A 24,028-nucleotide genomic window follows, 5' to 3' on the forward strand; every position below is an offset into this window, starting at 1 on the left:
CCGAAAGGATTCCTGAGAAGGCTGCCAATCCTGTTGATGCGGTCGTGATCGCCGCAAACGCAACCTTGCTTCATATTAGCCTCTAAGTTGAACGCGGTGATCTGGCTTTTGGGGTTTTAGGACAAAGCTTGTTTCATTGGTCAGGCTCGGTATTCTGCTTTTATCCCAACAATTTTAGGTCTCTTGATAAATATTCAAAAAATTGCATATATTGACCTGTCCAGATGAATAGGAGCATCCAAGATGCTTAGAATGTTTCTCGCTATGATAATTTTTTTGATGCCAGCCGGTGGTTGGGCTGAGGAAGCTACGACAGTCCAAACTGTCGAGTTGACCGACTGGAAGGCTGTTTTCGGGCGAGTAGAGGCCCGGAACCGCGTGCCTGCCCGTGCCCGACTTGGGGGGACCATCCAAAGTGTGGGGGTCAGCGAGGGGTCTTTGGTCAATCAAGGCCAGAAAATCGCGACCATCTTTGACGAGAAGCTTACCCTACAACTTGGTGCGATCGACGCGAACCTGCGTGCATTGCAGGCGCAGTTGGAAAACGCCGAAGCTGAACTTGAACGTGGTGAAAACCTGCTAGAGCGCGGCGTGACGACGGTTCAACGGCTGGATCAGTTGCGTACGCAAGTAGATGTGCTGGTCGGTCAGATCGATACGGTAGAAGCAGAGCGCAGTGTATTGAAGCAGCGCGAGGCAGAAGGCGCTGTGCTGGCCCCGATTTCGGGCACCATTCTTAAGGTGCCGGTTACCGAAGGATCAGTAGTGGTTTCGGGTGAAGCCATTGCAGAGGTTGGCGGTGGAGGCTTCTACCTGCGACTGGCCGTACCAGAGCGCCATGCAGAGTTTCTGGACGAAGGCGCTGAAATTCGGATCGGAAGCGATGGTGCAGAAACCCTTGGCTCGATCGCCAAGGTCTATCCGCTGATTGAAAACGGCCGTGTTGTCGTTGATGTCGATGTCGAAGGTCTGGCCACCGATTTCGTGGATGCGCGAGTTCTTGTGCGCCTGCCTGTTGGGCAGACGACCGCGCTGATGGTCCCTTCAGAGGCTGTGGAAAGCCGCATGGGGCTGGATTTCGTGACTATCGCTGGTGATGCAGAGCCTGTTCAGCGCGCCGTTGTTTTGGGGCCGCTACGAGATGTGAACGGTCAAGCCATGGTCGAAATCCTATCCGGCGCGTCGGAAGGCGAGCAATTGGTGATCGGCCATGAGTGAGGAAAATTCGAACTCACCCCTCGGCATCGCCGGCGGGTTGACCAAAGCCTTCATCCAATCGGCGCTGACGCCTTTGATGATCCTTGCGGCATTGGCGGTTGGCCTTGTCGCACTTGTTAGTCTGCCACGCGAAGAGGAACCGCAAATTTCGGTTCCAATGGTGGATATCCATGTCCAAGCCCCGGGCTTGAAAGCTGAAGACGCGGCCAAGTTGGTAACCGAACCGTTGGAGTCCATTGTTCAGGGTATCAACGAGGTAGAGCACGTATATTCCCAGACCAGCGATGACTATGCGTTGGTGATGGCGCGCTTCTTGGTGGGAACACCTGCGGATACGGCGATCCTGCGCGTGCATGACAAAGTGCGGGCCAACATGGACCGGATCCCTGTTGGCATCGGGGAGCCCTTGATCGTGGGGCGCGGCATTGATGATGTGGCCATTGTATCGCTGACCCTGACGCCCCAACACGGGGCAGACAGCGTCACGGCAAACGACCTGACACGGGTCGCCAGAGAGCTTCAGGTCGAACTGTCCAAGATTCAGAATGTCGGCCTGACCTATCTGGTCGGAGAGTCCCCCGAAGCCATTCGAATTGCCCCGGACCCAGAGCGCCTTGCGCTTTATGGCGTTACCTTGCAGCAGCTTGTGGGCAAGGTGGAAGGCGCAAATCGCACTTTCAACACAGGGCTCATCCGCGACAACAGAGAGCAGATCGCACTTGTCGCAGGCGACACGCTACATGCGCCGTCAGAGGTCGCAAACCTGTTGCTGACCACACGTGACAATCGCCCCGTCTATGTGCGCGACGTTGCTGATGTCAGCTTTGTGCCCGACACATCGGACAAAATCGTTGCCAATGTCACCCGAAGTGAAGACGGAGAGATTTCGCGTAGACCAGCAGTTACTCTTGCCCTTGCCAAACGCGCCGGTGCCAATGCGGTCGACGTGGCCGAGCAGATCTTGCATCGGGTTCACGCGCTAGAGCACAAGCTGATCCCCGACACGATGGAAGTCGAAGTGACGCGCGACTATGGCGAAACAGCCAACGAAAAAGCCAACGAACTTCTGTTCCATCTTGGTTTGGCAACGGTTTCGATTGTTGCGCTGGTCCTGTTCACCATTGGTTGGCGGGAAAGCATCGTGGTGGCTGTGGTGATCCCCGTCACCATTTTGCTGACGCTCTTTGCCGCTTGGGTGATGGGCTACACGCTCAATCGCGTCTCGCTTTTCGCGCTGATTTTCTCGATCGGGATTCTAGTTGATGACGCCATCGTGGTGATCGAGAACATCGCCCGCCATTGGGGGATGCCCGACAAGGCAAACCGTGTGACCAAGGCGATCCGCGCCGTGGCCGAAGTTGGCAACCCAACCATCGTCGCGACGCTAACCGTTGTCGCAGCACTGCTTCCGATGTTGTTCGTGTCTGGTCTTATGGGCCCCTATATGAGCCCGATCCCAGCCAATGCCTCGGCTGCGATGATCTTTTCGTTTTTCGTGGCGGTGATCATTACACCTTGGCTGATGATCAAGATCGCAGGTGGCGCGCTGGCGCATGATCACGGATCCGATGGGCATCACGGTGGTGCTTTGGGTCGCATCTACAGCGCCGTCGCTCGTCCGTTGCTGCGTACGAAGACACGCAGCCTGATGTTCCTGTTGATCGCAGCGATGGTCTCTTTCGGCTCGCTTGGTCTGCTGTATTCACGCGATGTGACCGTCAAACTTCTGCCCTTCGACAATAAGTCTGAACTGGCCGTTGTGATTGACCTGCCCGAGGGCGCTTCGGTCGAAGATACCGATGCTGTTGCCCAAAGCGTGGCGCGCGAAGTTTTACAGCTGCACGAAGTCCATTCGGTTCAGACACATGCGGGCGCTGCCGCACCGTTTAACTTCAATGGTCTGGTGCGGCACTATTACTTGCGGACGCAGCCGCATATGGGTGACGTGCAGATCAACCTTGAACACAAGGAACATCGTGAACGCTCTAGCCATGAAATCGCGCTGGAAATCCGAGAGCGGATTTCGCAGCTGGATATCCCCGCAGGAGCCAGCCTGAAAACGGTAGAGCCGCCTCCCGGCCCGCCGGTCATCGCAACGCTGCTGGCCGAGGTCTATGGCCCGGATGGCGAGACACGTCGCGCCTCTGCCACCAAAATCCGCGAAGCGTTCGAATCCATTCCCTACGTTGTGGATGTTGACGACAGCTTCGGGGTTCAGCCGCGCAGGCTGCGGGCAACCATTTCCAGCGACCAGCTAGAGTTCTTCGGAGTGCAGGAGCAGGATGTCTTCACGACACTCGCACTTTTGAACCATGGCACCACGGTCGGCTATTCGCACCGCGGTGAAGGCCGGTACCCGATCCCGATCACCGTCGAACGGGACAAGGCGGATCGTGTGCTGGACGAGCGCTTCCTGTCGACACCGATCCCAGCCAACGTTCTGCCCGGCGCCAGAGGTGTCGTGGAACTGGGCGATGTGGTGGAGATCAGCCAAGAGACCGCGTCCTTCCCGATCTTCCGTCACAACGGTCGCGCCGCAGAGATGGTCATGGCCGAACTTGCAGGCGACTTCGAGGCCCCCCTCTATGGTATGCTTGCCGTGGCCGAGGCTTTGGACGCCATGGACTGGGAAGAAGGGACCAAGCCCGTCATCCGCCTGAACGGGCAGCCCGAAGATGAAAGCGCGGTGACCTTGCTTTGGGATGGAGAGTGGGAAGTCACCCGGATCACGTTCCGAGACATGGGCGCGGCCTTTGCCGTGGCACTTCTTGGCATCTATATCCTTGTCGTGGCCCAGTTCGGGTCCTTCAAGTTGCCGTTGGTGATCCTGACGCCCATTCCGCTGACCTTCATGGGTATCATGGGTGGGCACTGGCTGTTTGGGGCGCCGTTCTCTGCGCCTTCCATGATCGGGTTCATCGCTCTTGCCGGCATCATCGTCCGAAACTCGATCCTTCTGGTGGATTTCATCCGCCACGCCGATCCAGAGAAGGACAAGATTGAAACCCTGATCGAAGCAGGTGCAATTCGGTTCAAGCCAATTCTGCTGACCGCCGTTGCTGCGATGATTGGTGCTGCCGTGATCTTGGCTGACCCCATCTTCCAAGGTTTGGCGTTGTCACTTCTGTTCGGGCTACTGAGTTCCACTTTGCTAACCGTTCTGGTGATCCCGGCTATCTACAGGGTGTTCAGAACCTGAAGACGCTTTGCGCCTTCGGGGATTGCTAAATAGCTGGTCAGAGGAGGGTGTTTATCCTCCTCTGACAAACTGCCCGTAGGTCTATTTAGACAACGCCTTTCAGGTGGGTGCATTGCTTGACTGAGTAAGTACTCTGAGACCCGCCCGAACCTTAAAGTTGGTCCGGCCCTAGTTGATTTGCGTCAAGGCCTATTTATCTGACATCTTCATATTGAACGTGTTCCAATTGGAAGGTGCCGAACCTCTTAGCAGACCCCAATCGGCAATTTGAAATGAGAGCTTTTGTAACCGATACTTGAGGTAGATCTCGTTTTGCCTGCGCTGGTAACAGGTTCTTAAACAAGGCGGTAAGTGTTGATCGAATGGTAAGAGCTCTTTTTCTCATTCAGGTAATCGGTCTGGCGTGCCAAATTGGCTTGTCGCAGGGCGCTCTCGCGCAATCTCAGCCGGATCCGTTGGTTGCGTCTGAAGCTTTGCGCGCGGGGTGGACAGCCAAGCTTGACGAGATTGCCGAAAAACTGGACCAGCCAGATAATAGCGACGAGGCCCTTTCGCAAATCCGTGACGAATTGGACGCGACACGGGATGAGGCGCGAGAATGGATTTCGGCCACGACCCCGGCGCTTGAGGGCATCCAGCAACAAATTGATGCGATGGGACCAGCCCCAGCAGAAGGGGAAGAGCCTGAACCCGATACCGTCGCCGCCAAGAGGGAAGAACTGAAAGACTCTCTGGATGCGATCGCAGGGCCCCTTCTGGAGGCCGACTTGGTGCTGACACGCGTCGCTTTGCTAACGTCCAACTTGGCGCAAATCAGGCGTTCGCGCTTTGCCGCAAGGATATTCGCGCGCGGCCCATCCCCAGTCTCGCCCGAGGTTTGGAAAAACGCGAAGCCGGAAATAACTGCGATTGGCACGAGGCTGATCCGGTCGACGAAGAGCTATGTAGCGTCACCGCAATTCGAAGCGCGCGTGCGAGAATCTCTATTCGCATTGGTGGCGGCAGTGGTTTTCGCCGCTCTTCTTGTCTGGCCTGTCCACAACTGGTTGCTGCGGCGATACGGTCGAGATCCGTCGATCACAAAACCGAATTACATGCAGGCGTTACGCGCGACCCTTGTCGTCGGCGCTACAGACGCATTGGCGCCGACACTTGCCGCGTTGCTGGTATATGTCGCGATCGTCAGCGCCGGTCTGTTAACCGAAACAGCAGAAAGTATCGTGTGGGCGATCGTGCTAGGGATTGTGCTGTTCTCATGGACCGTTGCGTTCTTCCGGGCCTCTTTGGCCCCAAGGCGACCGAACTGGCGCATTGTGGCTGTCCCGACAAATCTTGCGCGGGGGATCTGGTGGATCGTCGTCGCAATGGCCGTGGCATTTGCGGTTGATGTGGTGATCACTGAGATCGTCGTGGCCTTCAGCGCGCGCCTTTCGGTTACAGCGCTACAGGACTTTGGGCTAAGCCTGACTCTGGGGGGGCTGCTTCTCGTCCTAATGTTACGTCAGAAACTTTGGCGGCTGGAGGACGGCGTTGGCCCGCCGCGCTGGCAAGGGCTGCGCATCCTTGCGGCGGTTCTGATCGCCGGCCTGTTGATCGCCGGGGCTTTTGGCTATGTCGCGCTGGCGCGGTATGTGCTTACGCAAGTCGTCCTGACGTCCGGGCTTCTGATCCTGATCCTAATTCTGCATCGATTGGGGCGCGAATTCATTCACCAGGCGCTGGTCCAAGAGAACTGGCTAAGTGAATGGATGCATAAATCACTGGAGATGGATGAGGCCAGCACCTTACGCACCAATTTCTGGCTTGGCCTTGCCTATGACATCATGCTCGGCATGCTGGGCATTTTGGTTGGCCTGTTCCTGTGGGGGGCTGATCGTAAGGATGTCGCGGAATTGCTTTATCAGGCCGTGTTCGGTTTCCAGGTTGGCAATTTCACCTTCTCGCTATCGAACCTGTTCATCGCAGTCGTTCTGTTCGTCGGTCTGGTCTTTGTCTCTCGTTTTGTTCAGCGCCTATTGGCGGAACGGGTCCTGCCACAAACCCAGCTTGATTCAGGAATTCGACAGTCCGTCAAAACCGCTGTGGGGTATGTCGGCATTATCATCGCGGCTGCTGCTGGATTTTCTGCCCTAGGCTTGGATCTTTCTAACCTTGCGATCGTGGCAGGGGCCCTGTCAGTCGGGATCGGTTTCGGTCTGCAGAACGTCGTGAACAATTTCGTTTCGGGTCTTATCCTATTGGTGGAGCGCCCCGTACAGGTCGGAGACTGGGTGGTCGTTGGAGGCACCCAAGGCTATGTGAAGCGGATCAAGGTGCGCGCCACTGAAATTCAAACATTTGATCGCGCAAGCGTGTTTGTTCCCAATTCTCAGCTGATCTCGGACGCGGTCACAAACTGGACATATGCGGACAAGATGGGACGGGTCATTATCCCGGTCGGCGTCGCCTATGGCTCTAACCTTCGAAAGATCCGTGACATTCTAACCGATATCGCCCATGCGAATCCGGAAGTGCTGAAGCAACCGGAACCAGTCGCCGTCTTCCGTGGGTTTGGCGATAGCGCTCTCAATTTTGAGCTGCGCTGCTTCTTGGCGGATATCGAAGCAACCATCGCGGTTACCAGTGATCTGTGCCTTGCAATTGATGATGCGTTTCGTGAAGCAGAGATCGAAATTCCGTTTCCACAGCGGGACATTCACATCAAGCAATTTGGACCAGAGCAGGCAGCGGGCACGAAACCAATCGCGCCGGGTTCAGGTCCTGTCGGCACTGACTGAAGCTTTGGTTAAGGTGCTGCTGGAAACTCTGAAGGGCCACGCGCAAAAGGCAACGGACCTCTTCGGAAAGTTGTTACAAGTCTAAACGTCTAGGAAGCGAGATCCAGCGCTGCGCGTATTTCCCGACATTTGACGGCAGGTGCTGCCAAGCTTTGAGAGCTGAGGGATTCAAGCTCAGGGAACAGTTGCAGCAACTCGGCCAAAGCCAATCGCGAAAACCCATCGAGACCACTACCACTTGGATGAAAGCTTTCGCTGGCGACACCCTCGCCGAAAATGATCTGATGGTCGTCAAACAACAGATGGTAATACACGACTCCGCATTCTGGCTGAACTTGGACTATGTCGTCGTCGTTGATCAGTGATTTCGCTGGTGCAAGAACACTCTGGCAACCGAAATGCAGCTCGACCCTCCAATCATTGACCAGCATTCTATGCTGCGGTGAAACCATAAGAGGCGCCGAATTTCCCCGGCTACCAGGTTTAAACAAAATCGGCGCAAGATTTGGATGCTGCTCGAGTTCTTGAGCGCTGAGATTCCGATGACCAATCCAACGCAGTGGCTGATATCCGTGGTCCAGAGTTTTGATAAGGTCGCCGACTTTCAATTCTTCAACGCATTTATCACCCTCTTTCGTGGTGATGCGCGTGCCGCGGGTGAAACAGGCTATTGAATCGAATGGAATGGCTTGCCCATCGAATTCTCCGGAAACGGCTTCGGGGTCTATTGTATATGTTGTGCCCGGGTCTGGTTGTGTCGTGCCCAAAATCCCGACATTAACTCCATCAATCCTAAGAAAATAAAAGCTTTCTCCGGAGTCCGTGTCGATGCGAAACTCTAGCTCCACAACGTCACCAGTATTATAGGTTGTCCCGTTAATAGTGATGGGATTCACCAGCGTTTGCGAAGCTGCGCCCTGCGGGTCAATATACCCATCGTGAAAAATGTCATCGTCATCATTGACGGTAATGTCTGTGAGCACCGCACCGGAGTTCACAGTAAAAGAACCACCAACCGCGACGGTATCAGTCAAATAGTTTGCATCAAGCCCGGAAGTATCGATTTGATCGAACGCGTAAAATGCGAAACTGTACTCTACCATGTTTTTACCTGTATTCACGATTCATGTTTGCAATTCGATAATGAATGTGGCGAAACTTGGGCGGCTGACCTTCAGGTAAAGAAGGTGGCTAAATAACGTGGCGTCAAATGGATGTGTGAAGGCATTCGACTTGGATGAGGCAGTGATTGTTGAGCTAAAGTATCCCCAGACTTAAGGGGTTATCTGAAGTTCTGGTTCAGCTCTAAACTTCGAAATGGGATTGTTTCCGTGTTTGCCCCATGACACTCAAACCTAAGATATTCATTGTTGAAATCGGACTGTCCCCTTGGATCTGGTAAGAAAGACCGGGCCCCATTGTTTTTTGGAAGGGGGTGGGGAGGGGATGCTAAGTTGCGTAGACAAGCTTAGTGAATACAGCAAGCTTGACGCTTTCCCCCACATCGTGCTGGATCACCTGTAAAACTCAGGCTTTGAATGTCCTTCGGCGACGCGCAGCGCTGTGCCCATCCCCGACAGGCCAAGCCAGTGACAACTTCTATGGGGCCCCGCGCATGCCAGACCGCAAACAACCCAACATCCTGATCTTTATGGTTGACCAGTTAACTGGCACCCTGTTTCCGGATGGTCCGGCAGATTGGTTGCATACACCGAACCTTAGGAAGCTGGCACAAAGATCGACGCGATTTGCCAACAGCTACACACCCTCTCCGCTGTGCTCGCCGGCGCGGGCAAGCTTTATGACCGGGCAATTGCCATCGGGGACGGGTGTCTATGACAACGCGGCTCCGCTTTCGGCGGATATGCCAACCTATGCGCATCACCTGCGCAGCGCGGGCTATCACACCTGCCTTTCCGGCAAGATGCATTTCGTCGGACCGGACCAGCTGCACGGGTTCGAAGAGCGCCTGACCACCGATATCTACCCCGGCGACTTTGGCTGGACGCCAGACTATCGCAAGCCCGGAGAGCGTATCGACTGGTGGTACCACAATATGGGCTCCGTCACCGGGGCTGGGGTCGCCGAGATTTCCAACCAAATGGAATATGATGACGAGGTTGCCTATAACGCGACCCGCAAGATCTATGATCTTGCCCGAGGGAAGGACGAACGCCCTTGGTGTTTGACGGTTAGTTTCACTCATCCGCACGACCCGTATGTCGCGCGCAAAAAGTACTGGGACCTTTACGAAGATTGCGAGCATCTTCTGCCTAATATTGGCGATCTTGGATATGACGCGCATGACGCCCATTCCAAACGGATTTTCGATGCCAACGACTGGCGCAACTTCGATATCTCGGAAGAGGATATTCGCCGGTCGCGGCGCGCCTATTTCGCCAATGTCAGCTATCTCGACGACAAAATCGGTGACGTGATGGAGGCGCTTCGCGGCACGCGGCAAGAAGAAGACACGATTATCCTGTTCACCTCTGACCATGGTGACATGCTTGGAGAACGCGGTCTTTGGTTCAAGATGAGCTTTTTCGAGGGGTCATCGCGTGTTCCCCTGATGATTTCGGCCCCGCAGATGAAGCCGGGGTTGGTCGAAGATCCGGTCAGTCTGATCGATATCTGCCCGACGCTCTGCGATCTGGGTGGGGTAGAGATGGACAATGTTCTGCCTTGGACCACGGGCGAAAGCATCGTGCCGCTTGGGCAGGGGGCGACGCGCACCACCCCGGTGGCGATGGAATACGCGGCCGAAGCGTCTTTCGCGCCGATGGTCTCGCTGCGTCAGGGTCGGTACAAGTACAATGCCTGTGTGCTAGACCCGGAACAGCTGTTTGACCTCGAAGCGGACCCGAACGAGTTGACCAACCTTGCCGATGATCCGTCCTATTCAGAAACGTTGGATCAGTTCCGTTCCTTGGCGGGGCAGATGTGGGACTTGAATCAATTCGACGTTGATGTTCGTGCCAGCCAAGCCCGGCGTTGGGTGGTTTACGATGCGTTGCGCAAAGGAAACTACCAAGCTTGGGACTTTCAGCCATTTCAGGATGCCAGTACCAGATATATGCGGAACCACATGGATCTGAATGTTGTGGAAGAAGACGCCCGCTTCCCCCGGGGCGAATGACGAAAAGAACACGGAAGAGGTTTTTCGAGATGATCGACGCGGCACCCATCGCGAGCCATTTCATCAATGGCGAATATGTCGAGGATAAAGACGGCACGCCGATCCCCGTGGTCTATCCGGCCACCGGAGAGGTGATCGCAACGGTCTATTCCGCGACGCCCACGATCATTGAAAAGGCATTGGCTGCCGCAAAGGCGGCTCAGGCAGAGTGGGCGGCGATGACGGGTACCGAACGCGGCCGTATCCTGCGCCGGGCCGCTGACATCATGCGCCAAAGAAACCACGACCTGTCTGTCCTGGAAACACTGGACACGGGCAAACCCTACCAAGAGACCAGCTTGGCGGATGCGACGTCAGGCGCCGATGCACTGGAATATTTCGGTGGGCTGTCAGGCAGCCTGACCGGAGAGCATATTCCGTTGGCCGACGGAGATTTCGTCTATACCCGTCGCGAGGCTTTAGGGGTTTGTGTGGGTATCGGTGCGTGGAATTATCCGACGCAGATCGCCTGCTGGAAGGCCGCGCCTGCGCTTGCCTGTGGGAACACCTCTGTTTTTAAACCTTCAGAGACCACACCGCTTTGTGCCCTGAAGGTCGCCGAAATCCTTGTTGAAGCGGGTGCGCCCCCGGGCGTCTTCAACGTGATTCAGGGACTGGGTGAAGTGGGTGCCGCGCTGGTAACAGACCCCCGTGTCGCCAAGGTGTCGCTGACCGGATCGGTGCCGACTGGCAAAAAGGTCTATGCCGCGGCCGCCGCTGAAATGAAGCACGTGACCATGGAGTTGGGTGGCAAATCCCCCTTGATCATCTTCGACGACGCCGATGTCGAGGCGGCCGTCTCGGGTGCGATCCTTGGGAATTTCTATTCCTCGGGTCAGGTTTGCTCGAACGGCACGCGCGTCTTCGTGCAGAAAGGTATCAAGGCGGCTTTCCTGAAGCGTCTTTCCGAACGATTGGCCAATGCCGTTATCGGCGATCCCATGGATCCCGAAACGTCCTTTGGGCCGATGGTCTCCGAGGCCCAGAGGGCCATCGTCGAAAGCTATATCGAAAAGGGCAAAGCCGAAGGGGCCACGCTGTCTTACGGGGGCAATCGTCTGGACCGGAAAGGTTTCTTTCTGGAGCCCACGGTGTTTTCCGATGTGACCGACGACATGACGATTGCGCGCGAAGAGATCTTTGGGCCTGTCCTGTCTGTGCTGGATTTCGACACCGAAGCAGAGGTCATGGCCCGCGCCAACGCGACAGAGTTCGGCTTGGCCGCCGGTGTTTTCACCAAAGACCTGACCCGTGCCCACCGCGTCGTGGCCGGGTTCGAGGCCGGAACCTGTTACATCAACACCTACAATGACGCCCCTGTCGAGGCGCCGTTCGGAGGTTCAAAGCTTTCGGGTGTCGGGCGCGAAAACTCCAAAGCCGCGATAGAGCATTACAGCGAACTGAAAACCGTCTACGTCCGGTTATCCCAGCTAGAAGCTCCGTTCTAAGGGGGACACCATGCGCGCAGATTATGTCATCGTTGGCGCGGGCTCTGCCGGTTGCGCTATGGCGTACCGTTTGGCCGAGGCGGGCAAGTCCGTCTTGGTGATCGAATACGGCGGGACCGATGCAGGTCCTTTGATCCAGATGCCAGCTGCCCTGTCTTACCCGATGAACATGGCGCGCTATGACTGGGGCTTTATGTCAGAACCTGAACCGCATCTTGGGGGGCGCACCCTTGTCACCCCGCGCGGCAAGGTGATCGGAGGATCAAGCTCTATCAACGGGATGGTCTATGTGCGTGGACATGCGCGCGACTATGACCATTGGGCCGAAAGCGGTGCGGATGGCTGGGCTTACGCCGATGTGCTGCCGTACTTCAAACGCATGGAAAGTTGGCATGACGGCGGGCATGGTGGGGACCCAAGCTGGCGTGGCACGGATGGCCCCTTGCACGTGACCCGAGGGCCGCGCAACAACCCGCTTCATGCAGCGTTTGTCAAAGCGGGACATGAGGCCGGGTATCAGGTGACGGATGACTACAACGGCGCGCAGCAAGAAGGCTTTGGCCCGATGGAGCAGACCGTCTGGAAGGGCCGTCGCTGGTCCGCAGCCAATGCTTATCTGAAGCCTGCCCTGAAACGCGACAACTGCGATCTGGTCCGCGGGTTCGTCCGTAAGGTGGTGATCAGGGACGGTCGTGCCGTGGGGGTCGAAATCGAACGAGGTGGCAAGATCGAGGTGATCCACGCCAATGCCGAGGTGATCATCTCGGCAAGCTCTATCAACTCGCCAAAAATCCTGATGTTGTCCGGTATCGGTCCGGCCTCTCACCTTTCTGAACACGAAATTGAGGTTGTGGCTGATCGCCCCGGTGTCGGGCAGAACCTGCAAGACCATCTAGAGGTCTATTTTCAGTTCGCGGCCAAGCAACCGATCACGCTTTATCGCTATTGGAACCTGTTCTGGAAAGGGATGATCGGTGCCCAATGGCTGCTCACCAAGACAGGTTTGGGTGCCTCGAACCAATTCGAGAGTGCGGCGTTCATTCGTTCCGATGCGGGGGTGGAATATCCCGACATCCAATACCATTTCCTGCCGATCGCCGTGCGATATGATGGGCAGGCCGCAGCGGAAGGCCACGGGTTTCAGGCCCATACCGGCCCGATGCGCGCCAGTTCCCGCGGGGAAATCACCCTGACAAGCGCCGACCCCAAAGAGGCGCCTAGAATTGCCTTTAACTATATGTCGACCGAGCAGGATTGGATCGACTTCCGGAAGTGCCTGCGTCTTACCCGCGAGATTTTCGGGCAAGAGGCAATGGCAGAGCATGTAAAGCACGAGATCCAGCCCGGTGTGGACCTGCAATCTGATGATGAATTGGATGGCTTTATCAGAGAGCACGCAGAAAGTGCCTATCACCCATGTGGAACCTGCCGGATGGGGCGCCGGGACGATCCGGGTGCCGTCGTGGACCCCACTCTGCGCGTGATCGGTGTTGATGGTTTGCGGCTTGCAGACAGTTCGATCTTCCCGCGGATAACAAACGGCAACCTGAATGGGCCGTCTATATTGGTTGGCGAAAAGGCCTCCGATCACATTCTGGGCCGGGACCCGCTGCCCGCGGCTAACGAACAACCGTGGCTTCACCCCGAGTGGCAGGTAAAGCAGCGATAAGTTTGCCTATTGCGACCCTGCTACCTGTTAGCAGGGTGGTTTTTGGAAGTGTTTTCTAAAGCCCAAAAGCTGAAATAACGCCGTTCCCCACCGTCATTGATTTGAATCATTGTTCGCCACCATGTCTCGCCGCCAAACTTTTGGTGGGAGGACATAGCTATGGGCATCATCGGAAAAACACCCGAAGATCGCGCGTCTGCATGCTGGCAATTGGACCGAGAGGTCTCAGACCAATCAGCGCATGACCTTGGTCGCGAGCTTCTGACGGGCTTGCCGGACGGCGCTATCAACATCGGTTTCGAGGCTGTCGATCGACATGTGGAAGAGGGGCACGGCGATCAGCCTGCCTTGATTTGGCATTCAAAGGAAGGCGAACGCGAGACGCTAAGCTACCATGATCTGGCGGCTGCGTCTTCCAAGTTTGCCAATCTGCTTCAAAGTCACGGGCTGAAAAAGGGTGCCCGCGTGTTTGTTGCAATGGGCCGGCGGCCAGAGCTTTACGCCGCAGCGCTTGGCACCTTGAAGGCAGGAATGGTGTTCACCCCACTTTTCGCGGCCTTCGGGCCGGAACCCCTGAAGACCCGAATGGAAATTGGCGACGCCAATGTGCTGTTGACGACAAAGTCCATGTACAAGCGAAAGATTGCGTCGTGGCGGGCAGAGATTCCGTCCCTCGAATTGGTGCTGATTGTCGGCGACGAGGCACCAGATGACTGCGTCGCCCTTGGCCCGGCCATGCAAGCGGCGTCAGACACCTTTCAAGCGGTGCATACCCAGCCGGAAGACCCCGCGCTTGTTCATTTCACCTCGGGCACCACGGGGCGCCCAAAGGGGGCGGTTCACGTGCATGGCGCCGTTCTCTATCACGCCCTGTCAGGTCGCTACGCATTAGAGCTTCAGCCCGGCCTCACCTATTGGTGTACCGCCGATCCGGGGTGGGTCACGGGAACGACCTATGGGATCATCTCGCCTCTGGTGAACCGTGTCACGATGATCATCGACGAGGCCGAGTTCAATCTGGAACGCTGGTACGGCATTCTGGAGAAAGAGCGTGTGGCGATATGGTATTCAGCGCCAACCGCGATCCGGATGATGATGCGCGCGGGTAAGGAGGCGACCGAAGGGTTCGATTTCAGCGCGCTAGAGTTTCTGGCAAGTGTCGGCGAACCCCTAAACCCCGAGGCGGTGATCTGGTCGAATGAGGTGTTCGGCAAGCCATTCCATGACAACTGGTGGCAAACGGAAACCGGCGGCATCATGATCGCCAATACCCGGGCGCGCGATATCAAACCGGGGTCGATGGGCAAGCCGCTGCCGGGGATCGAGGCCGGGATCGTGGAAGCCGAAGATGGTGGCCTGCGAGAGCTGCCAGATGGCGAGATTGGCGAACTTGCTCTGCGGCCCGGCTGGCCCTCGATGATGCGGGCATATCTGCATGAACAGGCGCGCTACGATAAATGTTTTAAAGACGGCTGGTACCTGTCCGGTGACCTCGCGATGCGGGATGCGGACGGGTATTTCTGGTTCGTCGGACGCGCGGATGACCTGATCAAATCCTCGGGTCACCTGATCGGTCCGTTCGAGGTCGAAAGCGCCCTCATCGAACACGATGCCGTCGCGGAGGCTGCGGTAATTGGCATCCCCGACGAAACCGCCGGCGAGATCGTCAAAGCCTTTGTAACTTTGAACCCCGGGCAATCCCCAAGCGAAGACCTAGAGCGCGACATTCGCGGTCTGGCGCGCAAACGGCTCGGCGCGGCAGTCGCCCCGCGTGAGATCGTGTTCCGCCAAACCCTGCCCAAGACGCGATCCGGCAAGATCATGAGGCGCCTTTTGAAAGCGCGCGCTTTGGGCTTGCCGGAAGGGGATATCTCGACATTGGAGACGGATGAGACATGACAGCTAACAAACCCAAACTGGACCACGACCACGTACGCCAGCTGTTGCAGGATATGATCCGCATCCGGCGCTTCGAGGACAAATGCGCAGAGCTTTACACACAGGAAAAGATCCGCGGTTTCCTTCATCTGTATGACGGAGAAGAAGCGATCGCAGCGGGGATAATCCCGTTGCTGTCAGGGGCTGACCGCGTGGTCGCCACCTATCGCGAGCACGGCCACGCCCTGATGCGCGGCGTTTCGATGTCATCGGTCATGGCGGAAATGTACGGCAAGGCCGAAGGCTGTTCGGGCGGGCGCGGCGGGTCGATGCATCTGTTTGATGCCGCTACGAATTTCTACGGTGGGAACGCGATTGTTGGCGGTGGGTTGCCGTTGGCTGCAGGTCTGGCCCTTGCGGACCGAATGCGCGGGGACAAATCGGTGACAACCTGTTTCTTTGGCGAAGGTGCGGTGGCCGAGGGCGAGTTTCACGAGTCCATGAACCTTGCGGCCTTGTGGGATTTGCCCGTGCTCTTTGTCTGCGAAAACAACGGGTATGCGATGGGAACGGCCCTCAGCCGGTCAGAGTCCGAGGTCGACATCAGTCGGAAAGCCGCCGCTTACGGTGTCGAAGCGCGTGTGGTGGATGGCATGGACATTGTGGCTGTCGAGGCCGCCGCAATGAAAGCGATCACCGAAATTCGCGAAACTGGAAAGCCGGTATTCCTTGAATGCCGGACCTACCGGTTCCGTCCGCATTCGATGTTTGATGCCCAGCTTTATCGGGACAAACAAGAGGTCGAGGAATGGCGTCAGAAAGGACCCATTCTGCGGTTCCAATCCTGGTTGCTGGAAAATGGGCTGATCCGGGACGAAGATATCGCAGAGATCGAAACACAAGTTGCAGCCGAAATCGAAGAGGCTGTCGCCTTTGCCGAGGCCGGAACATGGGAACCCTTAGCCACGCTCACAAAAGATGTCATGGCGGCCGAGGTCCCGCCGGTTGAGGTGGCAGAAAGCTCAGGTGAACTGGTCGAGACGACCTACCGAGAAGCTGTGCGCGCGGCGATTTCAGATGCGATGACACGTGATCCGAACGTGTTCTTGATGGGCGAGGACGTGGGGGCCTATGGCGGGTGCTACGCGGTTTCCAAAGGGTTGATGGCAGAGTTCGGGCCGGATCGCATCCGGGATACACCCCTGTCGGAATCGGGTTTTACCGGGGCCGGGATTGGGGCCGCCTGCGCGGGGATGCGACCGATCGTTGAACTGATGACCGTGAACTTTAGCCTCTTGGCGTTGGATCAGATTATGAATACCGCAGCCACCCTGCGGCACATGTCCGGCGGGCAGTTCGGTGTTCCGGTTGTCATCCGGATGGCCACGGGGGCCGGCAAGCAACTGGCCGCCCAACACTCGCACAGCCTTGAAGGTTGGTACGCGCATATCCCGGGGCTTAAGGTTCTGGCGCCCGCAACGCTGGAAGACGCTCGCGGGATGCTGTGGACTGCGCTGCAAGACCCCGACCCTGTGCTGATTTTCGAAAACGTCATGCTGTACAACCAAGCCGGCAAGATCGATGCCAATGCCGGGCCTGTCGACATATCCAAAGCTGCGGTCCGCAGGCAGGGATTGGACCTGACGCTGATCACCTATGGCGGCTCTTTGCACAAGACGCTTCAGGCCGCGGATGAGCTGGCAGATCTGGGCATAGATGCCGAGGTGATTGACCTTCGCTCGCTGCGCCCATTGGACGATGAAACCATTATCGGGTCCGTTGCCCGAACCCGACGGGCGGTTATCGTGGATGAGGGATGGCGGTCTGGATCTTTGGCAGCCGAAATCTCGGCCAGGATCACCGAACAAGGGTTCTGGACACTGGATGCCCCAGTGGAAAGGGTCTGCGCAGCAGAAGTTCCGATCCCCTATCCGAAACATCTGGAAGAGGCGTCCATCCCGCAGGTGCCGTCAATCATTGCGGCGGCCAAAGCAGTGATGGGGCGGGCGTGACATGAGTGTTTTCAGGATGCCATCCTTGGGGGCCGACATGGAGGCGGGCACATTGGTCGAGTGGCTGGTGAAACCCGGAGACGAGGTCAGCCGTGGCGACATCGTTGCCGTTGTCGAGACGCAGAAAGGCGCGATAGAGATCGAATGTTTCGAGGCGGGAAAGGTGTCTGAGCTGATGGCGCAAGTCGGTCAGACAGTTCCTGTTGGCGAGCCCCTTGCCCAAATTGGCGACGCGGAAGAGCCGTCGTTGACCACACCGGAACCATCGCCTGAGCCCGCCGCGCGCCCTGAAAAGGTTGCCGCCAAGACCCCCCCGAAACCCGCTGTGGCAGCGCCCGCGATGTCTGGTCTTCGTGCAAGCCCCGCGGCGCGACGCGCTGCACAAGACGCAGGCCTCGACCTGTCAGGTGTCACGGGCAGCGGTCCGGATGGGGCGATCGTTCTGGACGATGTGCTGGCCGCAGCAAAGGCGCCGGCCAGCAGCCCGAAACCTGGCGGGGCCATGTCGGAGATGCGAAAAGCTGTTGCTGCCGCCATGAGCCGTTCCAAAAGAGAAATCCCCCATTTTTCTGTCACGCATACCATCGACACCCAAGGTGTCTCTGAATGGCTGGCGACCCAGAACGAGGGCCGATCGCCTGCGGATCGGGTCTTGCTGGGCGCGGTTTTCGTGAAAGCAGCGGCGATCGCAGCGCGGTCCGTGAAGGCGCTGAACGGGCACTATGAAGATGACGCTTTTCTTCCGTCTGATGAGGTGAATACCGGGGTCGCCATTGCCTTGCGCGGCGGCGGGCTGGTCGCGCCCGCGCTGCTTCAAACCGACCAGATGACACTGGCCGAGGTCATGCAAGGCATGCGGGATCTTGTCTCTCGGGCCAGGGCTGGCCGACTGAAAGGGTCCGAGATGACCCGTGGAACGCTGACAATCTCCAGCCTAGGCGAAAGCGGGGCTGAGAAGATGACAGGCGTGATCTTCCCACCACAGGTAGCTTTGCTGACAGTGGGTGCGCCCCAAATCCGACCGTGGGTTGTCGACCAAAAGGTCGTTCCCCGAGAGGTCACGCGTTTCGTCCTATCTGCCGATCATCGGGTCTGCGATGGGCGGCAAGCCTCCAAATTTCTAACCATACTGGCCGACAAGCTTTCCAAGCCGGAGGAACTATGACCGACAAAGAGATCAGAGAAATATTCTTGAAAGAGCTCAACAAAATCGCACCTGATATCGGGCCCGACGATGTGTCTGATGATGATCACATTCAAGACGATCTGGAGCTGGATTCGATGGATGTCTTGAACCTTGTCACAGCTCTGGATGAGGCTTTGGGCGTTTCGATACCCGAGGTCGACTATCCCCAAATCGAAACCTTGGCCAAAGCGGTTCAATATTTATCGTCTAAACTTCAGTAGCTTACGTCAAAGCTGCTTGGGTGCAGCGAAGGCAATCATCTGAAATTCCAGCGTCGGCCCTGCGGTCCCAGCGCTGTTGCCTCGACGCATTCTGAACCCCAGATCGAAAAAGGGGGCTTGAGGCTTGTCGATCCGCACTTCTGACAGTTCCTGCCCCTAGTTTTTGACCTCTGGAAAGTCGATTTTGAGCCATAGCTTTTCTGAAGTTCAATTGATTTCGATCAAAGAGCGCCCCCCAAATTCCTTCTTAGTCTAAGAAACCGCGTTCAGTCGGAAACGCTCGGCAGAGCAATTTCTAGGTTAACCAGTCGACTCCCTACCAGTTACGCGGCCCGGATTTGATCCAAAGGGGGGTGGAAATGAATAAAGTATTACAAGATAGTTATCAGACCTATCGTCCAAGACCTTTCAAAAAGGACGAGCGGGAGAACGTTACCTTACTCTTCGGTGGCCTGACCTGGCGAGCCGAACGGGCGCTGGTCGGATTGTTCGAAGGCGCTGGTTACAAGGCGGAAAGCCTGCCGCCAGCGACGCGGTCGGACCTGTTGTTTGGACGGTCCTTGGTCGACGTGGGGCAATGCTGCCCAACAGCCTTTACGACCGGAAACCTTGCGCGAACCCTGAAAGACAAAGCAGACAAGATCGGCCCCGATCGCGTGGCCGATGAGTATGTGTTTGTAACGGCCGGGGCCTGTGGTGCCTGCCGGTTCGGGCAATACCACTACAGCTATGAACTGGCGCTGCGGAATATTGGCATGGAGGCGTTTCGGCTGTTTTTGGTCGAACAGCACGAGATCGACCAATCCAAGGACGATGACGAGGGGTTCCAGACCGATACGCACCTTCTTCTTGGTGCGATCCTTTCGGTCATGATGACGGACGTGATCCAAGACCTCGAGTATCAGATCAGACCCTACGAAGTCGAATTCGGCGCGACCGACGCGGCAATCAAGAAAGCCGTCGAGGATATCTATGACGCCGTCAGAAACCGTCCGCAAAACAAGGGCAAGCTGGGAACGATCCTGTGGCACCTGACAACTGATCACTACGCAAAAGCGCTGCGCAAGGCGAAGTCGCATTTCGAAGGGATCAAACTGGACCGACTTCGCATTAAACCAAAAGTGAAGATCACTGGCGAGTTCTATGTTTCGACCGTCGAAGGGGATGCCAACCATAGTATCCACGCTTGGCTAGAGCAGGAAGGCGCCGAGGTCTTACCAGCGCCTGTGGCGGTTTGGTTCGACTATCTGATGCGCTTTGCGCGTCGCAAGCAGCAGGATCGTATTGGCATTCACAAAGGCGCCCGGAAGAAACAATTGATGATCGAGCTTGCTCGGCGTTTGTATCGGGGCCGCTATCATAGCCTTTGCAAAGCCCTGGGGGATATCCCGCGTCACCTGCCGGATCAGAATGAATTGGCACGGCTTGCTCAACCCTTCTACGACAACCGCCTGAACGGTGGTGAGGGGGACTTGTTGGTGGGCAAGGCGCTATATGCGCATTTGCACAAGGTCGCCCATATGGTCTGCGAACTGTCCCCCTACGGATGTTTGCCGAACACCATGTCGATCGGCGCAATGGCCGCAGCACAGGGTAAGTATCCAGACCTTCTTTATGCGCCGCTTGAGATCAAGGGGGATAGCGAGGTGCACGTCATCTCGCGCTGCCAGATGGTGCTGACGGAAGCCAAGGCGCGCGCCCGGTCCGAATTTGACGCGGCGCTGAAGGCGGCTGGTTTGACACTGGAAGAAGCGCGCGCCCGGTATGAGGCCCACCCGGAGATGCACGACCCGTTTTGGCAAGTGCCCAAGCGCGGCGCAGTTGGAACCGCCGCCAATGTGGTTCTGGAACTTGGGGGGGCGTCACTGTGAAAATCGCGGGGATCGACATCGGGTCTACGACCGTCAAAGGCATTGTTTTTGAAAACGGAAAGGTCCTTTGGGAAAGCTATTGGCGGCACAACACCCGTCAGGCTGAAAAGACGCTTGAACTGCTGGAACAGATGGAGTCAGAGGCCGCGTTTCAGCCACAACAGGATCAGATCGTTTTCACCGGCTCCGGTGCCGAACTGATCGCCCCACTTGCGGGCGGCAAAGTCGTTCAAGAAGTGGTCGCCGTTGCTGCGGCCGTGGACGCGTTGCACCCAAACGTCCGTTTCGTATCGGAGATCGGCGGCGAGGACATGAAGACCTTGTTTTTCACCGAAAGCGAGGCTGGAAAATCCAAGCAGGTCTATATGCAATCGGCCTGCAGCGGGGGGACCGGAACCTTCATCGAGAAATCGGCCCGAAAGCTGAAAGTCTCGTCGGAAAGGCTGTGCGCGCTTCCCTACATGGGCAAAACGCTTCATCGGATCAGTGCCAAGTGCGGAATATTTGCCGAGACGGACGCCAACAGTCTGGTCAAAGCTGGGGTGCCCGAGGATGAGATCATCGCCAGCCTTTTCGAGGCCGTGGTCCATCAAAATCTTGCCACGCTGACGAAGGGCAACACACCCATCCCCGAAGTACTGTTACTTGGCGGACCCAATATGTTCTTCAAAGGGCTTCAAGAAGCCTGGGTGGCGCATCTGACAAAACTCTGGGCCGAACGCGGTGTGGAATTGCCGGCAGACAAAGCCCCGGAGGACTTGATCACCGTACCAAAGGACGCGCTTTACTATGCGTGCCGGGGTTGCGTAGAGGTCGCGCTTGCCGACCCCGAAACCGCCCAAAACTACACCGGTACGGAAAAGCTGCGCTGGTGGATCGAAGAAGGTCAGCACGAGGCCAAAAGCAAAGAAGGCGCGACGGCGCTGGCCGGGGGCGCACCCGAGCTGAAATCCTTCAAAGAACGCTATGGGAAACCCTCGCCGGGTGTTGTTGCCTCGGTTCCAACGAATGGGCCGGTATTCGTCGGTTGTGACTTTGGATCAACCACCGTCAAAGCGGTCGCCTTGGATGGTGATGCGAATGTAGTGGCCTCGTGCTACCGACCGTCGGACGGAAACCCAATTGAAGACGCGCGGGCGATTTTCGGGGCGCTGCATCAGGCCGGTGTCAGCAATGTTGGCGGTCTTGGGGTGACGGGCTACGGCAAGGATCTTCTCAAGGACATTATCGGCGCGGATGTCCCGGTGGTCGAAACCGTCGCCCATGCAACGGCGGCCCTGCATTTTGTCCCCGATGCGGATGCGATTTGCGATGTCGGCGGCTGCGACGTGAAGATTATGTTGTTGCGGCAGAACACCGTGTCGGACTTTCGCCTGAACTCTCAGTGTTCGTCGGGCAACGGGGCCTTCTTGCAAGGGGTGGCAGAGCGCTATGATATCCCGCTAAACGACTATGCCGAAACGGCCTTCTCGGCCAAACAGATGCCAGCCCTGATGATGGGGTGCGGCGTTTTTCTTCAGTCAGACATTGTAAACCAACAGCGCAAAGGTTGGTCCGCCGAAGAAATCATGGCCAGCCTTGCCTCGGTGTTGCCACTGAATGTCTGGGTTTATGCCGGGCAATTTCAGAACTTGAAGGCCGCCGGGAAGAAGTTCGTTCTGCAAGGCGGCACGCATCGAAATCTTGCCGTTGTGAAGGCGCAGGTCGATTTCATCGAAAGCCGCGTACCCGGGGCCAAAGTTATCGTGCACCCGTATTCCGGAGAGGCCGGTGCGATCGGCGCGGCTTTGCTGGCCAAGGAACACGGAGAGGCCGGACTGCCCACGCAATTCCGGGGGTGGGACACGATCGAAGGGCTGACCTATGTCAGCACGACCAACGACAAGACCACCTGTCGCTGGTGCACGATGAACTGCAAGCGCGCTTTCATCGACGTGGAGCTTCCAGATGCCCTCGGTCGTTCTGACAGCGCTGTTCCTCTTGCCCCGGGTTGGGCACGGGTCATCACCGGCAACTCTTGTCCAAAGGGACTTGTCGAAGACAAGGCTGCGCTGCGCAGCAAGTTAACTCAGATGGAGGACGCCAAGCATGACGCTCCTGACATTTCCGAAACTGTTCGCGAAACCGCGTTCCGCTGAAGTCGTCCGACCCGAGAGAAAGCTCCGGATCGGGATTCCACGTGTTCTGAACATGTGGTCGACGCATCGCTTCTGGACCACGTTCTTCGTAGAGCTTGGGGTCAACCGTCGCAGTGTTGTCTATTCCTCGGAAACATCCGAGGCGCGTCAGCGTGAATTCGGGCAGGGACGTGCCGCTGTGGATTGCTGTTACCCGGTGAAATGCATGACCGGACACTACGGGGAATTGCTGCACGGGCTTAAGAAGCCGATCAACGTCCTGTTCAGCCCCAAGATCACGACGCTGCCTTCGATCCTGCAGGGAGAAGTCAGAAATACGATGTCCTGCCCAAGGGTCCTTGCCGGAGCCGAAAGCACTAAAGCCGGGTTCCTGAGAGAGGGGAATGCCTTTGCAGATGCGGGCGTCATCTATGTCGATCCGGTTGTGCATCTGGATGAACCAAAGCTGGCGGCGCGGGAATTGTTCGAGGCGCTTGATCCCGTTCTCGAAGATTTGACCCCCGAAGAAGTCGAGGCAGCGATCGAAGCGGGTTTCGCCGCCTTGGAAGAGTTCGACACTTCTTTGCGCAAACAAAGTCTGAATGTCCTGCGAAACTGTGCTGCGGATAGCCGTCCGGCGGTTCTGGCGCTGGGCCGTCCCTATCACATGGACCCCGGAATTGGGCATGGTATCGCGACGGAGTTGCAAGAGGCAGGCTATCCGGTTCTTTGGGGACAATATCTACCCCTTGAGGAAGACCTTCTTGATTGGCTGTATCGTGACCTCTTGTCCGCTGGCAGAATTCGAACCCCCTTTGATATTTCGGATATCTGGCCAAGCTCGCACAGTTCGAACACCAATGAATTGCTCTGGGCTGCGCGCTATGCGTCCTTGATGCCCTGGATCGCCTGCGTCATCCGCTTTTCAAGCTATGAATGCGGGATGGATCAACCGACCTATACCCCGGTTCAAGAAACTGTCGAGGCGCTGGGCACGCTCTTCTTCGCCTTTCAGGATCTTGATGCAACAAACCCTGCGGGTTCTGTTCGTATCCGGGTCGAGACGATTGACTACTATCTCAAGCGCCGCGCGCAGAAGATCATCGAACAGAAACTTGCGGCACTTGATACACCGCCAGAGAGCTTCTCTAATCTGGGCAGCATAAAAGACGCCGCTCAGTGACAGCCGTTCTGGCGTGCGCATTTCTTAGGGTGTGTCGCCGGTTTTGGTGATGAGTATTCATTTTTTGTTCT

Annotated in this window: 14 protein-coding genes; 13 read left to right on the top strand and 1 reads right to left on the bottom strand. The window is 57.0% G+C overall.

Annotation, left to right across the window (positions count from 1 at the left end; all coding sequences use genetic code 11):
* Positions 1-264 precede the first annotated feature (264 nt).
* From CLM58_RS05715 to CLM58_RS05725, 3 genes are all read left to right on the top strand, one after another.
* Positions 265-1,218, top strand: coding sequence for an efflux RND transporter periplasmic adaptor subunit (locus CLM58_RS05715; RefSeq protein ID WP_229666154.1), 954 nt, complete (start codon positions 265-267; stop codon positions 1,216-1,218).
* Positions 1,211-4,417 (top strand): efflux RND transporter permease subunit, encoded by a 3,207-nt coding sequence (locus CLM58_RS05720; RefSeq protein ID WP_095594974.1) that lies wholly within the window; start codon positions 1,211-1,213, stop codon positions 4,415-4,417. The genes CLM58_RS05715 and CLM58_RS05720 overlap by 8 nt, the downstream gene beginning before the upstream one ends.
* 362 nt (positions 4,418-4,779) lie before the next feature.
* Positions 4,780-7,194: a DUF3772 domain-containing protein gene (locus CLM58_RS05725; protein WP_095594975.1), complete on the top strand. Its 2,415-nt coding sequence runs from the start codon at positions 4,780-4,782 to the stop codon at positions 7,192-7,194.
* An 89-nt stretch (positions 7,195-7,283) separates the two neighbouring features.
* Here CLM58_RS05725 and CLM58_RS05730 read toward each other — a convergent pair whose 3' ends face one another.
* A complete protein-coding gene (locus tag CLM58_RS05730; RefSeq protein WP_158221861.1) occupies positions 7,284-8,315 on the bottom strand; it encodes a Hint domain-containing protein in 1,032 nt (343 codons plus the stop codon).
* Between the two features lie 494 nt (positions 8,316-8,809).
* On the opposite strand from CLM58_RS05730, the gene betC reads away from it, so the two are divergent.
* The 10 genes from betC (at position 8,810) to CLM58_RS05780 (ending at position 23,957) form a co-directional block, all read left to right on the top strand.
* Positions 8,810-10,333: a choline-sulfatase gene (gene betC / locus CLM58_RS05735; protein ID WP_095594977.1), complete on the top strand. Its 1,524-nt coding sequence runs from the start codon at positions 8,810-8,812 to the stop codon at positions 10,331-10,333.
* Positions 10,334-10,362: 29 nt separating this feature from the next.
* On the top strand, positions 10,363-11,820 hold the full coding sequence (gene betB, locus CLM58_RS05740; RefSeq protein ID WP_095594978.1) for a betaine-aldehyde dehydrogenase: 1,458 nt from the start codon (positions 10,363-10,365) through the stop codon (positions 11,818-11,820).
* A gap of 10 nt (positions 11,821-11,830) precedes the next feature.
* Positions 11,831-13,489 carry a choline dehydrogenase gene (gene betA, locus CLM58_RS05745; protein WP_095594979.1) on the top strand — a complete coding sequence of 553 codons (1,659 nt, stop codon included), beginning with the start codon at positions 11,831-11,833 and terminating at the stop codon, positions 13,487-13,489.
* A gap of 159 nt (positions 13,490-13,648) precedes the next feature.
* Positions 13,649-15,388 carry an acetate--CoA ligase gene (gene acsA / locus CLM58_RS05750; RefSeq protein ID WP_095594980.1) on the top strand — a complete coding sequence of 580 codons (1,740 nt, stop codon included), beginning with the start codon at positions 13,649-13,651 and terminating at the stop codon, positions 15,386-15,388.
* Complete coding sequence (pdhA, locus tag CLM58_RS05755; RefSeq protein ID WP_095594981.1) at positions 15,385-17,379, top strand: pyruvate dehydrogenase (acetyl-transferring) E1 component subunit alpha; 1,995 nt, start codon at positions 15,385-15,387, stop codon at positions 17,377-17,379. Before acsA ends, pdhA begins: the two co-directional genes overlap by 4 nt.
* 1 nt (position 17,380) lies before the next feature.
* On the top strand, positions 17,381-18,544 hold the full coding sequence (locus CLM58_RS05760) for a dihydrolipoamide acetyltransferase family protein (RefSeq protein ID WP_095594982.1): 1,164 nt from the start codon (positions 17,381-17,383) through the stop codon (positions 18,542-18,544).
* The gene (locus CLM58_RS05765) at positions 18,541-18,786 is read left to right on the top strand and encodes an acyl carrier protein (RefSeq protein WP_095594983.1); all 246 of its coding nucleotides are present in this window, start codon (positions 18,541-18,543) and stop codon (positions 18,784-18,786) included. Before CLM58_RS05760 ends, CLM58_RS05765 begins: the two co-directional genes overlap by 4 nt.
* A 359-nt stretch (positions 18,787-19,145) precedes the next feature.
* Complete coding sequence (locus CLM58_RS05770; protein WP_095594984.1) at positions 19,146-20,657, top strand: hypothetical protein; 1,512 nt, start codon at positions 19,146-19,148, stop codon at positions 20,655-20,657.
* Positions 20,654-22,795 (top strand): BadF/BadG/BcrA/BcrD ATPase family protein, encoded by a 2,142-nt coding sequence (locus CLM58_RS05775; protein ID WP_095594985.1) that lies wholly within the window; start codon positions 20,654-20,656, stop codon positions 22,793-22,795. The genes CLM58_RS05770 and CLM58_RS05775 overlap by 4 nt, the downstream gene beginning before the upstream one ends.
* Entirely contained in the window at positions 22,746-23,957 is a 1,212-nt protein-coding gene (locus tag CLM58_RS05780; protein ID WP_095594986.1) for an acyl-CoA dehydratase activase-related protein, read from the top strand. The genes CLM58_RS05775 and CLM58_RS05780 overlap by 50 nt, the downstream gene beginning before the upstream one ends.
* The last annotated feature ends 71 nt before the right edge of the window (positions 23,958-24,028 follow it).

The organism is Actibacterium pelagium (assembly GCF_002285415.1).
Classification (GTDB): Bacteria; Pseudomonadota; Alphaproteobacteria; order Rhodobacterales; family Rhodobacteraceae; genus Actibacterium_B; species Actibacterium_B pelagium.